Source organism: Streptomyces sp. NPDC031132, from assembly GCF_055570595.1.
The window spans coordinates 542,700-556,015 of record NZ_JBVIGX010000002.1; the positions used below are offsets into that span (position 1 = coordinate 542,700).

The 13,316-nt window shown below is 73.2% G+C and carries 12 protein-coding genes; 3 read left to right on the top strand and 9 right to left on the bottom strand.

The window, feature by feature from the left end; genetic code table 11:
- Window positions 1-7: 7 nt before the first annotated feature.
- Window positions 8-1,105 carry a carbohydrate kinase family protein gene (locus ACZ49B_RS05530; RefSeq protein WP_468300680.1) on the bottom strand — a complete coding sequence of 366 codons (1,098 nt, stop codon included), beginning with the start codon at window positions 1,103-1,105 and terminating at the stop codon, window positions 8-10.
- 210 nt (window positions 1,106-1,315) lie between these two features.
- On the opposite strand from ACZ49B_RS05530, the gene ACZ49B_RS05535 reads away from it, so the two are divergent.
- A complete protein-coding gene (locus ACZ49B_RS05535) occupies window positions 1,316-2,632 on the top strand; it encodes an MFS transporter (protein WP_468300681.1) in 1,317 nt (438 codons plus the stop codon).
- Here the strand turns inward: ACZ49B_RS05535 and ACZ49B_RS05540 are convergent.
- The 6 genes from ACZ49B_RS05540 to hrcA form a co-directional block, all read right to left on the bottom strand.
- A complete protein-coding gene (locus ACZ49B_RS05540) occupies window positions 2,629-3,534 on the bottom strand; it encodes a ribonuclease Z (RefSeq protein ID WP_468300683.1) in 906 nt (301 codons plus the stop codon). The two genes, ACZ49B_RS05535 and ACZ49B_RS05540, sit on opposite strands and share 4 nt — an antisense overlap.
- Before the next feature lie 3 nt (window positions 3,535-3,537).
- Window positions 3,538-3,897: a histidine triad nucleotide-binding protein gene (locus ACZ49B_RS05545; protein WP_136224846.1), complete on the bottom strand. Its 360-nt coding sequence runs from the start codon at window positions 3,895-3,897 to the stop codon at window positions 3,538-3,540.
- A 100-nt stretch (window positions 3,898-3,997) separates the two neighbouring features.
- Window positions 3,998-4,744 carry a 16S rRNA (uracil(1498)-N(3))-methyltransferase gene (locus ACZ49B_RS05550; RefSeq protein WP_468300685.1) on the bottom strand — a complete coding sequence of 249 codons (747 nt, stop codon included), beginning with the start codon at window positions 4,742-4,744 and terminating at the stop codon, window positions 3,998-4,000.
- Window positions 4,741-5,832 (bottom strand): nitronate monooxygenase, encoded by a 1,092-nt coding sequence (locus ACZ49B_RS05555; RefSeq protein WP_468300687.1) that lies wholly within the window; start codon window positions 5,830-5,832, stop codon window positions 4,741-4,743. Before ACZ49B_RS05555 ends, ACZ49B_RS05550 begins: the two co-directional genes overlap by 4 nt.
- Window positions 5,833-5,979: 147 nt before the next feature.
- Window positions 5,980-7,116: a molecular chaperone DnaJ gene (dnaJ, locus tag ACZ49B_RS05560; RefSeq protein ID WP_468300688.1), complete on the bottom strand. Its 1,137-nt coding sequence runs from the start codon at window positions 7,114-7,116 to the stop codon at window positions 5,980-5,982.
- Window positions 7,117-8,133, bottom strand: a complete 1,017-nt coding sequence (gene hrcA, locus ACZ49B_RS05565) for a heat-inducible transcriptional repressor HrcA (RefSeq protein WP_383515680.1) — start codon at window positions 8,131-8,133, stop codon at window positions 7,117-7,119.
- Window positions 8,134-8,280: 147 nt separating this feature from the next.
- Between hrcA and ACZ49B_RS05570 the strand changes: the two genes are divergently transcribed.
- Both ACZ49B_RS05570 and ACZ49B_RS05575 read left to right on the top strand, forming a co-directional pair.
- Window positions 8,281-9,006: an MBL fold metallo-hydrolase gene (locus ACZ49B_RS05570; RefSeq protein ID WP_468300690.1), complete on the top strand. Its 726-nt coding sequence runs from the start codon at window positions 8,281-8,283 to the stop codon at window positions 9,004-9,006.
- A gap of 28 nt (window positions 9,007-9,034) precedes the next feature.
- Window positions 9,035-9,844: a DUF3097 domain-containing protein gene (locus ACZ49B_RS05575; protein WP_468300692.1), complete on the top strand. Its 810-nt coding sequence runs from the start codon at window positions 9,035-9,037 to the stop codon at window positions 9,842-9,844.
- A gap of 202 nt (window positions 9,845-10,046) precedes the next feature.
- Here the strand turns inward: ACZ49B_RS05575 and hemW are convergent, their stop codons facing one another.
- Window positions 10,047-11,279 carry a radical SAM family heme chaperone HemW gene (gene hemW / locus ACZ49B_RS05580; protein ID WP_468300694.1) on the bottom strand — a complete coding sequence of 411 codons (1,233 nt, stop codon included), beginning with the start codon at window positions 11,277-11,279 and terminating at the stop codon, window positions 10,047-10,049.
- Between the two features lie 91 nt (window positions 11,280-11,370).
- Window positions 11,371-13,260, bottom strand: coding sequence for an AMP-dependent synthetase/ligase (locus ACZ49B_RS05585; RefSeq protein ID WP_468300695.1), 1,890 nt, complete (start codon window positions 13,258-13,260; stop codon window positions 11,371-11,373).
- Window positions 13,261-13,316 lie beyond the last annotated feature (56 nt).

The following is a 13,316-nucleotide window of genomic DNA, read 5'->3' on the forward strand; positions in this document are numbered from 1 at the left end:
ACACCCCCTACGCGGGGTGGCGGAAGCCGATGGTCGGGACCGCCCTGCGGCGGGAGGCCGGCTCCGTACCCGGCGGGACCAGCTCGTCCAGGAAGCCGTAGCGCGGGCGCAGGGCCTCGGGGGCCGCGCGCCACCAGTGGGCCACCTCCGGCCAGCCCGGGGCCGACAGCGAGCCGCCGAACTCCTGGACCGAGAGGGCCGCCGTCAGGCCCGCGAAGGCCAGCCGGTCCGCCAGCGGCCACCCCGCCAGCGCGCCGGTGACGAATCCCGCCACGAAGACGTCCCCCGCCCCCGTCGGGTCCATCGCGTCCACCGTGATCCCGGGGACCTCCGCCTCCTCGCCGGTCCGCCCGTCCACCGCGTACGCGCCCTCCGAGCCCATCGTCACCACCGCGAGCGGCACCTTCTGCGCCAGCGCCCGCGCCGCCGCCCTCGGGCAGTCGGTCCGCGTGTACCGCATGGCCTCGCCCGCGTTCGGCAGGAAGGCCTCGCAGTGCTCCAGGCCCCCCAGGTCCTCCAGCTCCCAGCGCCCGCTCTCGTCCCACCCCACGTCCGCGAAGATCCGCGCCCCGCGCCGCGCCGCCTCCGCGATCCACGGGTCCGTCCGTCCCGGGCCCAGCGAGGCCACGGCCGCCCGGGTGCGCGGCGGGCACTGCGGGAAGGGCGCGGGGGCCGCCGGGGGCGGGGCCTCGTGGCCGTGCGAGACCATCGTGCGCTCGCCCTCGTACGCCATCGAGACCGTGACCGGGCTGTGCCAGCCGGCGATGGTCCGCGACATCGACAGGTCGATGCCCTCGCCCTGCTCGAGCGCGTCCCAGCAGTACTCGCCGTAGTGGTCGTCGCCGAACGCCGCGGCCAGCGCAGTCCGCAGGCCGAGCCGGGCCAGCGCGGTGGCCATGTTGGCCACTCCCCCGGGGCTGGAGCCCATGCCGCGCGCCCAGGACTCCGTACCGCGCACCGGGGCCGAGTCGAGACCGGTGAAGATGATGTCGAGGAAGACCGTGCCGGTCAGGAACACGTCGCACCACGGCTCCTGCGGCTCCCGCACCGGACCGAGCGGGTCCACGGCCGGGGTGAGACTGGTGATGCTGTCCCGACTGGTCACGGTGTACTCCCCGTTTTTGCGAAGGGTCGTTTCTGCGCGCGGGCATGCGGTGGGAAGCCGACAACTTTGCCCTCCCCCGGCACGCCCAAACACAGTGTGTCGCAGATCACGATCGGGTCGCTCTTCTCCGCATCGTGAACCACTTGATAGACAAGGGCGCCGCGGCTCCGCGGATCCTCTCGCCGCACCTGCGCACCACCGGGAACAGCCGTGTCCGACAACACCTCCGCGCCGCCCGCCGCCTGGCCCCTGGTGGCCCTCTTCACGGCCGGCTACGTCGCCTCGTACCTGCTTCCCACCGTCGTCGGACGGCTCGACGCCCATCTCCCGCTGACTCCCGCGCAGGCGGGGCTCGTCGGCACGGCCCTGCTGCTCGGCTCCGCCACGGCCGGACTCACCCTGGCCTCCCGCATCCTCCGCCACGGGCAGCGCCCGCTGGCCCGGATCGGACTGCTGCTCGCCGCCCTCGGCTACGGCACGGCGGCCGCGACCACCCTGCTGCCGCTGGTGGTCGCGGGCGTGGTGGTCGGCGGCCTCGGTTCCGGTACGGCCACCGCCGTGGCCGCGTCCGGGATCGCCGGGCAGCGCGATCCGCACCGCACCTCCGCCCTCGGGCTGCTGTCGGTCTCCGCGACCGCGGGGGCCCTGTACCTGACCCTGCCGCGCCTCGGAGGCGGGCACGCACTGCCGTTCGCGGCCATCGCCCTGGTCGCCGCCCTGGCCTGGCCCGCGACGGGCCGCCTCGGCGGGCCCACCCGCCCGGGCCCCGCCGTACGGGGCTCCGGGCGGCTGCCGTACCCGCGCGCCGGGGCGGTGCTGGCGGGCTGCCTGCTCCTGTGGTCACTGACCCAGGAGGCCCTGTGGGGCGTCAGCGGCCGGATCGGCGCCGAGCAGGCTGGCCTGCCCGAAGCCACGCTCGGCGTCGTCTTCGCGGTGGCGCTCGGCGCGGGCCTGCTGGGGGTCACGGCCGCCTCCGCCTTCGGGGCCCGGCTGGGCAAGGCGGTCCCGATCGGCGCGGGCACGGCGGCCATCGCCGGCTGCGTGGTGCTGACCTCCTCCGCGAACGGGCTCGCCGGGTTCGCCGCCGGGGAGATCCTGTGGAACGCGGTCTACCCCGTCGTCCTCTCGTACGTGATCGGCCTCGCGGCGGCCCTGGACGCGCGCGGCCGCTGGGCGGTGCTCGCCGGCTCCGCCTCCTCGCTGGGCACGGCCTGCGGGCCCGTGGCCGGCAGCCTGCTCGCCGAGGGGTTCGGCTTCCGGGGCATGGGGCTGGTGCTGGGCGCGCTGCTGCTGGTGGTGGCGGGGCCGATGACCGCGGTCGCGCTGCGCGTCGGCGGGCGCGGGCCGGCTCCGGCCGGGGAGCCGGTCCGCCGCGGCGGTGCCCCGGCCACGGCGGACCGGCCCGATCCCGCGCCCGGACCGCCCGTCCGCGTACGCCGCACCCCGCGCCGGGTGCTGCTGCTCTCCCCGGCGGCCCGCCGGTCCCGGAACCAGGACCAGGAGCGGGCCGGGGTCTCCGGGGGCTAAACCCGCTTCGGCAGGGCGACCCGGGCGAGGTCCGCGGCGATCGTCAGTTCGCCCTCGAAGCCGGCCGCGCGGGCCTGGCGTTCGAACTCCTGCGGGTCCCCGTAGCGCTGCGAGAAGTGCGTCAGCACCAGGTGCCGTACGCCCGCGTCGCGCGCGACCCGGGCCGCCTGGCCGGCGGTGAGGTGCCCGTGGTCGGTGGCCAGCGCCTCGTCCTCGTCGAGGAACGTGGACTCGATCACCAGCATGTCGCAGCCCGCGGCGAGCGCGTCCACGCCGGGACACAGCCGGGTGTCCATGACGAAGGCGAAGCTCTGCCCCGGCTTGTGCTCGCTGACGTCGTCGAGCGTGACCCCGCCCAACTGCCCCTCGCGCTGGATCCGGCCCACGTCGGGCCCCTTGATCCCGTGCTGCGCGAGCAGTTCGGGCACCATCCGGCGCCCGTCCGGCTCGGTGAGCCGGTAGCCGAAGGACTCGACCGGGTGCGAGAGCCGGCGGGCCTCGAGGGCGTACGAGGGCCCCTGGGCCAGCGTCCCGTCCGCGGACACCGGTTCCTCGCGGAGCGGGACGGTCTCCCGGTAGGCGGTGGCGTACCGGAGCCGCTCGAAGAACCTCTGCCCGGAGGCCGGGTAGTGCGCGGTGACGGGGTGCGGGACCCGGTCCAGGTTGATGCGCTGGATCACCCCGGCGAGGCCGAGGCTGTGGTCACCGTGGAAGTGGGTGATGCAGATCCGGTTGATGTCGTGCGCGGCCACCCCGGCGCGGAGCATCTGGCGCTGGGTGCCCTCGCCCGGGTCGAAGAGGATGCCCTCGCCGTCCCAGCGCAGGAGGTAGCCGTTGTGGTTGCGGTGGCGGGTGGGCACCTGACTGGCGGTGCCCAGCACCACGAACTCTCGTACGGACACGGTTTATCCGGGGGGCCACTGGAGGCCGCGCCCGCCGAGGACGTGCGCGTGCGCGTGGAAGACGGTCTGGCCGGCGCCGGCGCCCGTGTTGAACACGATCCGGTAGCCGTGCTCGTCGATCTTCTCCTCGGCGGCGATCTCGCCGGCCACGCGCAGCAGGTCGGCGGTGACGGCCGGCTCGGCGGCGGCGAGCGAGGCGGCGTCCGGGTAGTGCACGCGCGGGATCACGAGGACGTGCGTGGGCGCCTGCGGGTTGATGTCCCGGAAGGCGAAGGTCGTCTCGGTCTCCCGGACCACGGTCGCCGGGATGTTCCCCGCGACGATCTTGCAGAACAGGCAGTCCGCCTGCGGTTCCCCGGCCATTGCTCCGCCTTCCGTACCAGTGGCGTTGACGGGCCGTCGACGCCGACGTTGATCAGCTCCGGCATCGTAACCGGCGCCGTCGGCGGCCTCGTACGCGTTTTCAGGACCAGCGGCCGGTACGCGCCAGCAGGACCGCCGTCGCCGCGGTGCCGGCGGTGGAGGTGCGCAGGACCGAGGAGCCCAGGCGGTAGGGGTGGGCTCCGGCTTCCGCGAAGACGGCCAGCTCCTCCGGGGAGACCCCGCCCTCCGGGCCGACGACCAGCACGATGGAGCCCCCGGCCGGGAGTTCGGCCGTGGCCAGGGCCCCCGAGGGTGCGTCCCGGTCCTCGTGGAGGACCATGGCCAGGTCGGCCCCGGCCAGCAGCGCCGCGACCTGCTTCGTGGACATGGCCTCCGCCACCTCCGGGAAGCGGACCCGGCGGGACTGCTTGCCCGCCTCCCGGGCTGTGGCGCGCCACTTGGCCAGGGACTTGGCGCCGCGGTCGCCGCGCCACTGGGTGATGCAGCGCGAGGCCTGCCAGGGGACGATCGCGTCCACGCCGGTCTCGGTCATGGTCTCGACGGCGAGCTCGCCGCGGTCCCCCTTGGGCAGGGCCTGGACGACGGTGATCCGGACGGCCGGCTCCGGCTCCTCCTCGATGGCGTGCAGGTCCGTGACGACCAGCCGGTCCTTGCCCTCGGCGGCCTTGACCACGCCCTGCGCCCAGTGGCCGCGCCCGTCGGTGAGGACCACGTCCTCGCCCGGGTTCAGCCGTTTCACGGAGACCGCGTGCCGGCCCTCCGGGCCGTCGAGCATGAACTCCGGCCCCGCGGGGACCTCTTCGACCACGAACACGGGGGCGGTCATGACGTACTCCTCTTCTGTATTGCCTTCAACGCGCTCTGGGCCTCGGCCAGTTCGGCCGCCAGAACCTCCACCAGCTCCCCCGCGGGCAGCGCCCGCGCCAGCCGGTGTCCCTGGCCCGCCCACAGCGCCATGCCCTGCGGGTCCCCGGCCGTGGCCGCCGCCTTGCGTAGCCCGGCGGTCATGTGGTGGATCTGCGGGTACGCGGCCGGGGCGTACGGGCCGTGCTCCCGCATGAAACGGTTCACCAGGCCCCGGGCCGGCCGCCCCGAGAACGCCCTGGTCAGCTCCGTGTGGGGGAACAGGGGATCCGTCAGCGCCTTCTTGTGCAGCGGGTGCGCGCCCGATTCGGGGCAGGCCAGGAACGCGGTGCCGAGCTGGGCCGCCTCCGCGCCCGCCGCCAGCAGCGCCGCGATCTGCGAGCCGCGCATCAGACCGCCCGCCGCGATGATCGGGAGGCCCACGGCCTCCCGTACCTGCGCCACCAGCGCGAGCAGGCCCACGCCCGCCGTGCCGTCGGCCTGCGGGTCGTCGCGGTGGGTGCCCTGGTGGCCGCCGGCCTCCACGCCCTGGACGCAGACGGAGTCGGCGCCCGCGGCCTGCGCCGCTCGGGCCTCGTCGACCGAGGTGACGGTGACGACCGAGTACGTGCCCGCCTTGCGCAGGGAGGCGAGGACCACGGGCGTGGGACAGCCGCAGGTGAACGAGACGACGGGAACGGGGTCTTCGAGGAGGATCGCGAGCTTGGCGTCGTAGCCGTCGTCGCTGGTGCCGATGATGTCCTCGTCGGCCAGGGAGATCTCGTACCAGCTGGCCTCGCCGGCCAGCTGCCCGCGGTATGCCTCCACGGCGGCCTGGTCCACGTACCCGGTCTGCGGCATGAAGAGGTTCACGCCGAACGGGCGCCGGGTGAGCGCGCGCAGCTGTTTGATCTCCTGGTACATGCCGTCGGCGGTCTTGTAGCCGCCGGCCAGGAAGCCCAGCCCGCCCGCCTCGCACACGGCGGCGGCGAGCGGCGGACAGGAGGCGCCGCCCGCCATGGGAGCCTGCACGATCGGGTACGGGGAGAGACCGTTCGGTGCGGAGGACATGCACTGCATCGTGCCATGTCCCGCTCACCGGGCCGAATCACGGCATTCGCCTGGCATAGTCCGCTTCAACGGCGGCGTCCGGATCGATGCGGCGAGCCCGGTCCGGGGCATCCCCGGACCGGGCTCGTACGTGTGCCGACAGGCCGGTCAGCGGCCGTTGAAGGCGTCCTTCAGGCGGCTGAACAGGCCCTGCTGACCCGGCGCGAACTGGCCCATGGGCCGCTCCTCGCCGCGCAGCTTGGCGAGCTGGCGCAGCAGCTCCTCCTGCTGGGCGTCCAGCTTGCCCGGGGTGGTGACCTCGACGTGGACGATCAGGTCGCCGCGGCCGCCGCCGCGCAGGTGCGTGACGCCGCGCCCGTGCAGCGGGATCGACTGGCCCGAGCCGGTGCCGGGGCGGATGTCGATCTCCTCCATGCCGTCCAGCGTCTCCAGCGGGCACTTGGTGCCGAGGGCCGCTGCCGTCATGGGGATGGTCACCGTGCAGTGCAGGTCGTCCCCGCGCCGCTGGAAGGTCGGGTGCGACAGCTCGTGGATCTCCACGTACAGGTCGCCGGCGGGGCCACCGCCGGGGCCGACCTCACCCTCGCCCGCGAGCTGGATCCGGGTGCCGTTCTCGACACCGGCCGGGATCTTGACCGTGAGGCTGCGCCGGGAGCGGACCCGGCCGTCGCCCGCGCACTCGGGGCACGGGGTCGGGACCACGGTGCCGAAGCCCTGGCACTGGGGGCAGGGGCGCGAGGTCATGACCTGGCCCAGGAAGGACCGGGTGACCTGCGACACCTCACCGCGGCCACGGCACATGTCACACGTCTGCGCCGAGGTGCCGGGGGCGGCACCCTCGCCGGAGCAGGTGGTGCAGACGACGGCCGTGTCGACCTGGATGTCCTTGGTCGTGCCGAAGGCGGCCTCGTCCAGCTCCAGGTCGAGGCGGATCATGGCGTCCTGGCCGCGGCGGGTCCGCGAGCGCGGTCCGCGCTGCGAGGCCTGGCCGAAGAAGGCGTCCATGATGTCGGAGAAGTTGCCGAAGCCACCCGCTCCGAAGCCGCCCGCGCCACCGCCGCCCGAGGAGGACAGCGGGTCGCCGCCGAGGTCGTAGACCTGCTTCTTCTGCGGGTCCGAGAGCACCTCGTAGGCCGCGTTGATCTCCTTGAAGCGCTCCTGCGTCTTCGGGTCCGGATTCACGTCCGGGTGGAGTTCGCGCGCGAGGCGGCGGAAGGCCTTCTTGATCTCGTCCTGCGATGCGTCGCGGCGCACGCCGAGAACGGCGTAGTAGTCCGTGGCCACTTACGACTCCGCCAGGATCTGTCCGACGTAACGTGCCACTGCGCGTACCGCTCCCATCGTTCCGGGGTAGTCCATGCGGGTCGGTCCGACCACGCCGAGTTTGGCGACTGTTTCGCCGCCCGAACCGTAGCCGACCGAGACGACGGACGTGGAGTTCAGTCCCTCGTAGGCATTCTCGTGCCCGATCCGTACGGCCATTCCCGACTCGTTGGCCTCGCCGAGCAGCTTGAGGAGCACGACCTGCTCCTCCAGCGCCTCGAGCACCGGCCTGATCGTCAGGGGAAAATCGTGTCCGAAGCGCGTGAGATTGGCGGTTCCGCCGATCATCAGCCGCTCCTCGGCCTCCTCGACCAGCGTCTCCAGCAGGGTCGCGAGCACGGTCGACACCGTGCTGCGGTCATCCGGCTCGAACGACTCCGGCAGGTCCTGCACGAGCTGCGGCACGTCCGTGAAGCGGCGGCCGACGACCCTGCTGTTGAGCCGTGCCCGCAGATCGGCGAGCGAGGTCTCGCCGAACGGGGTCTGGCAGTCCACGAGCCGTTGCTCGACCCGTCCTGTATCGGTGATCAGCACGAGCATGAGCCGGGCCGGAGCGAGCGACAGCAGCTCGACGTGCCGGACCGTGGACCGGGTCAGGCTCGGGTACTGGACGACGGCGACCTGCCGGGTGAGCTGCGCGAGCAGGCGCACCGTACGGCCGACCACGTCGTCGAGGTCGACGGCCCCGTCGAGGAAGTTCTGGATGGCCCGGCGCTCGGGCGTCGACAGCGGCTTGACCCCCGCCAGCCTGTCGACGAAGAGCCGGTAGCCCTTGTCCGTGGGGATCCGGCCGGCGCTGGTGTGGGGCTGCGCGATATAGCCCTCCTCCTCCAGCACGGCCATGTCGTTGCGCACGGTGGCGGGCGAGACGCCGAGCCGGTGCCGCTCGGTGAGCGCCTTGGAGCCGACCGGCTCCTCCGTCCCGACGTAGTCCTGGACGATGGCGCGCAGCACTTCGAGTCTGCGTTCGCTGAGCATCGCGCGCACACCTCCAGCTCTGGTCCGTTGTCTTGGTCGTTGGCCTCGTTGGCACTCTGATCGTTCGAGTGCCAGAGATCCCCCGCTCAGTGTACGGCCGGGTAGTAAGACCCTGGCAAGGGAGGCCCGCCAAGGTAGCGTCGCGGCATGGACGTGCGTTGGGAAGAGGCGGGCTGGGAACGGCTGACCGCGCGGAGCGGCCGGAGGCGGCTCCCGGTGTGGGATTGCACGGCGGGGCTGGTGGTGGGGGACGAATCGGTGCTCCTGATCGATCCGGGCTCGTGCGTACGCGAAGGCGCACAGCTGCGGGCCGAGGCGGAGCGGCTGACCGGCCGGCGCGTGACGCATATCGCATTCACGCACGGCCATTTCGATCATGTCCTGGGCGTGGCCGCGTTCGCCGGGGCCGAGGTGTACGGGGCGGTCGGGCTGGCCGCGGAGCTGTCGGCCGGGCGCGAGGAGCTGCGCGACGACGCGGTCCGGCAGGGGCTGGCGGAGGCCGAGGCCGCCGAGGCGGCGGACCTGCTGGTGGTGCCGAGGCATTCCGTGTCGGGCGAATGGACGCTGGAGCTGGGCGGGGTGCAGGTGCTGCTGGCCAACGTCGGGCCCGGGCACACCGGGTACGACCTGGCCGTCTTCGTGCCGGGCGAGCGCGAGACGGTGTTCTGCGGGGACCTCGTCGAGGAGTCGGGCGAACCGCAGGCGGGCAGCGACGCGGTGCCGGCGCAGTGGCCGGCGGCGCTGGACCGGCTGCTGTCGCTGGGCGGGGAGGACGCGCTGTACGTGCCGGGTCACGGAGCGGTGGTCGACGCGGGTTTCGTACGTGCGCAACGCGCCACACTGGCCGCCCGTTTCGGCGTGTCGGAGGCGTGATCGGCGCGCCTCTCCTAGTGTCGGCCGGATGCGTGAGTACTCCCCCGACCTGACCCCGCAGTGGAAGCGCCCCAAGGCCGTACCGGAGGTGGCGGCCGAGCCGGACCTGGTGGTCGAGGTGGCCGGTACGGACTTCTGCGGCGCGGTGGTGGCCTGCGAGGCGGGCACGGTGACCCTGGAGGACCGGTTCGGCAAGCGGCGGGTGTTCCCGATGGAGCCGAGCGGGTTCCTGCTGGAGGGCGCGGTGGTGACCCTGATCCGCCCCTCACGGGCCCCGTCGGGCCCGTCGCGTACCGCCTCGGGCTCCCTCGCCGTCCCGGGTGCCCGGGCCCGGGTGGCCCGCGCGGGCCGGATCTACGTGGAGGGCCGGCACGACGCCGAGCTGGTGGAGCGGGTCTGGGGCGACGACCTGCGGATCGAGGGCGTGGTGGTGGAGTACCTGGAGGGCGTCGACGACCTCCCGGCCGTCGTGGCGGACTTCGCCCCGGCCCCGGACGCGCGCCTGGGGGTCCTGGTGGACCACCTGGTCCCGGGTTCGAAGGAGTCCCGTATCGCGGCGTCGGTGACGTCCCCGGACGTCCTGGTCGTCGGCCACCCGTACGTGGACGTCTGGCAGGCCGTGAAGCCGTCCGCGCTCGGCATCCCGGCGTGGCCGGCGGTCCCGCGCGGCCAGGACTGGAAGACGGGTGTCTGCAGGGCGCTGGGCTGGCCGGAGAACACCGGAGCCGCCTGGCAGCACATCCTGTCCCGCGTGAGGTCCTACAAGGACCTGGAGCCGGTCCTGCTGGGCCGTGTGGAGGAGCTGATCGACTTCGTCACGGTCGGCGGTGCGGCCTGACTCCGGGGCAAGTGCCGCATGCGCTCGTGTCCAGCTCGATGCCCGGCAGTTCCAGCGGCAGCGGCTCACCGAATTTCGTGATCTGCCGGGACCGGTAGTCGGCCTCGTCGCCCTTCCCGACAGGAGGGTGAGCAGAACACAGTGCGCCACGATCGGGTCGACGATCACAGGCCGGTTCTGTGGGTCTTCACTCGGCGGGTGGTCAGTCCACCAGGTCGCGGACCACCGCGTCGGCCAGGAGCCGCCCGCGCAGGGTCAGCACGGCCCGCCCGGCCTCGTACGGGGCCGGGTCCAGCAGCCCGTCGGCCAGGGCGCGGCGGGAGGCCGCGAGGCCGGCCGGGGCCAGGAGGGACAGCGGGACGCCGTCCACCAGGCGCAGCTCCAGCAGGATCCGCTCCACCCGGCGGTCCTCCTCGGAGAGGAGTTCGCGGCCCGCGCCCGGGGAGCGGCCCTCGGCCAGCGCCGCCGCGTAGGCGCCGGGGTGCTTCACGTTCCACCACCGGACCCCGCCCACGTGCGAGTGCGCTCCGGGCCCGGCGCCCCACCAGTCGGCGCCGCGCCAGTACAGCTCGTTGTGCAGACAGCGCCCGGCCTCGGAGGTGGCCCAGTTCGAGACCTCGTACCAGGAGTAGCCGGCCTGCGCCATGACCTCGTCGGCGATCAGGTAGCGGTCGGCGTGCACGTCGTCGTCGGTCATCGGGACCTCGCCGCGGCGGATCCGGCGGGCCAGCTGCGTGCCCTCCTCGACGATCAGCGCGTAGGCGCTGATGTGGTCCGGGCCCGCGCCGAGGGCGGCGGCCAGCGAAGCCCGCCAGTCCTCGTCCGACTCCCCCGGGGTGCCGTAGATCAGGTCCAGGTTCACGTGGTCGAAGCCCGCCGCGCGCGCCTCCGCGACGCACGCCTCCGGCCGGCCCGGCGTGTGCGTGCGGTCGAGCACCTTCAGGACGTGCTGCTTCGCGCTCTGCATGCCGAAGGAGATCCGGTTGAAGCCGCCGGCGCGCAACTCCGCCAGGTACTCCGGGTTCACCGACTCCGGATTGGCCTCCGTGGTGATCTCGGCATCCTCGGCCAGGCCGAACTCGTCGCGGATCGCCGCGAGCATCCGTACGAGGTCCGCGGCCGGAAGCAGCGTCGGCGTTCCGCCGCCCACGAACACCGTCCGGACGGCCCGCGGGTCGTCCCCGAGCACCTTCCGGGCGAGGCGGACCTCGTCGATCAGGGTGTCGGCGTAGTTCTCCCGGGAGGCGAGCACGCCGCCGGTGCCGCGCAGCTCGGTCGCGGTGTAGGTGTTGAAGTCGCAGTACCCGCACCGCGTGGCGCAGTACGGGACGTGCAGGTAGAACCCGAGCGGCCGGTCCCCGGCACCCGCCAGGGCATGCGACGGCAGCGAGCCGTCTTCGGGCATGGGTTCACCGTCGGGCAGTGCGGAAGGCATGCACCCATTGTCCCGCACGCGCCGCGGCGCCCGCCCCGGCTCGCATCACGCGAGACCGCGGCGGGCGCCGTGGCAGGGGTTGCGCCCCGCGCTACGCCTCGCGCGAGCCCTCGTACATCTCGTCGATGAGGTGCTTGAACTCACGCTCGACGGCCGGCCGCTTCAGCTTCAGGCTGGGCGTGAGGTCGCCGTGCTCCACGTCGAGGTCGCGGGGCAGGATCCGGAACTTCTTGACCGTCTGCCAGCGCTGCAGGCCCTCGTTCAGGGTCTGGATGTACGTCTCGACCAGCCGGTTCGTCTCCGCCGCGGCCAGGACCTCGGCGTACGTCTTGCCCTCCAGCCCGTTCTCGGCGGCCCAGACCATGATCGAGGGCTCGTCGAGCGCGACCAGGGCGGCGCAGAAGTTCCGGTCGGCGCCGTGCACCACGATGCTCGACACGTACGGGCAGATCGCCTTGAACCGGCCCTCGATCTCGGCCGGCGCGACGTACTTGCCGTTCGAGGTCTTGATCAGGTCCTTCTTGCGGTCCGTGATGCGCAGGTAGCCGTCGGGCGAGAGCTCGCCGATGTCGCCCGTGTGCAGCCAGCCGTCCTCCTCCAGCACCTCGGCGGTCTTCTCCGGCTGCAGGTGGTAGCCCTGCATGATGCCGGGGCCGCGCAGCAGGATCTCGCCGTCGTCGGCGATGCGGACCTCGGTGCCGGGGAGCGGCTTGCCGACGGTGCCGGTGCGGTAGGCCTCGCCCGGGTTGACGAAGGACGCGGCGCTGGACTCGGTGAGGCCGTAGCCCTCGAGGATGTTGATGCCTGCGCCGGCGAAGAAGTAGCCGATGTCGGGGGCCAGGGCGGAGGCGCCGGAGACGGCGGCGCGCAGCCGGCCGCCGAAGGCCTCGCGGAGCTTGGAGTAGACGAGCGCGTCGGCGATCTTGTGCTTGGTGGTCAGGCCGAAGGGGGCCGTGGCGCTGCCGGTGCGCCGGTAGTTGTCCTGGGTGACCTTGGCGTACTCGCGGGCCACGCCGACCGACCACTGGAAGATCTTGTACTTGGCGCCGCCGCCGGCCCGGGCCTTGGCCGCGACCCCGTTGTAGACCTTCTCGAAGATGCGCGGGACGGCCGCCATGTAGGTGGGCTGGACGACCGGCAGGTTCTCGATGATCTTGTCGATCCGGCCGTCGACGGCGGTGACGTGGCCGACCTCGATCTGGCCGGAGGTCAGGACCTTGCCGAAGACGTGCGCGAGCGGGAGCCACAGGTACTGGACGTCGTCGCCGGAGATCATGCCGGTGGCGACGGTGGCCTTGGCCATGTACGACCAGTTGTCGTGCGGGAGCCGTACGCCCTTGGGGCGGCCGGTGGTGCCGGAGGTGTAGATCAGCGTGGCGAGCTGGTCGGCGGTGATGGCCGCGATCCGCTCCTTGATCGCCTCGGGGTGCTTGGCGAGGTACTCCTTGCCGCGCGCCTCCAGGTCGGCGAGGGAGAGCACCCAGCCCTCCGGGTCGCCGTCGGCGGGTACCGCGCCGGCTGACTCCAGGACCACCACGTGGGCGAGCTCGGGCAGGTCGGCGCGGCGCTCGCGGGCCTTGGCCAGCTGGGCCGCGTCCTCGGCGATCAGCACGCGGCTGGCCGAGTCGGCGAGGATGAACGCCGACTCCTCGGCGTTGGTGCTCGGGTAGATCGTGGTCACGGCGCCGCCGGCGCACATGACGCCCAGGTCGGAGAGGATCCACTCGACGCGGGTGTTGGAGGCGAGCGCGACCCGGTCCTCGGGCTGCACGCCGAGGTCCAGCAGGCCCGCGGCGATACCGAAGACCCGCTCGGCCGCCTGGCCCCAGCTCAGCGACTTCCAGTCGTCGGGGCCTCTGCCGTCGGCCGCTGGCACCGGGAACCGGTAGGCCTCGGCGTTCGGCGTGGCGGCGACACGCTCAAGGAAGAGTGCCGCCACGGTGGGCGGGCGGTTCTCGATCAAGGTCTGTGTGTCGCTCACGGACGTCCTCCGGACCACGCGGCAGGGCCTGTCATCCAAGGCGGTGAATGACGGCT

What these genes read in the sequence shown, in the direction of transcription:
- ACZ49B_RS05555 (WP_468300687.1), bottom strand. Translation starts at nt 5,832, where the DNA reads ATGTCCTCCGCACCGAACGGTCTCTCCCCGTACCCGATCGTGCAGGCT.
- ACZ49B_RS05550 (WP_468300685.1), bottom strand. Translation starts at nt 4,744, where the DNA reads ATGACCGCCCCCGTGTTCGTGGTCGAAGAGGTCCCCGCGGGGCCGGAG.
- ACZ49B_RS05575 (WP_468300692.1), top strand. Translation starts at nt 9,035, where the DNA reads ATGCGTGAGTACTCCCCCGACCTGACCCCGCAGTGGAAGCGCCCCAAG.
- hrcA (WP_383515680.1), bottom strand. Translation starts at nt 8,133, where the DNA reads ATGCTCAGCGAACGCAGACTCGAAGTGCTGCGCGCCATCGTCCAGGAC.
- ACZ49B_RS05570 (WP_468300690.1), top strand. Translation starts at nt 8,281, where the DNA reads ATGGACGTGCGTTGGGAAGAGGCGGGCTGGGAACGGCTGACCGCGCGG.
- ACZ49B_RS05545 (WP_136224846.1), bottom strand. Translation starts at nt 3,897, where the DNA reads ATGGCCGGGGAACCGCAGGCGGACTGCCTGTTCTGCAAGATCGTCGCG.
- hemW (WP_468300694.1), bottom strand. Translation starts at nt 11,279, where the DNA reads ATGCCTTCCGCACTGCCCGACGGTGAACCCATGCCCGAAGACGGCTCG.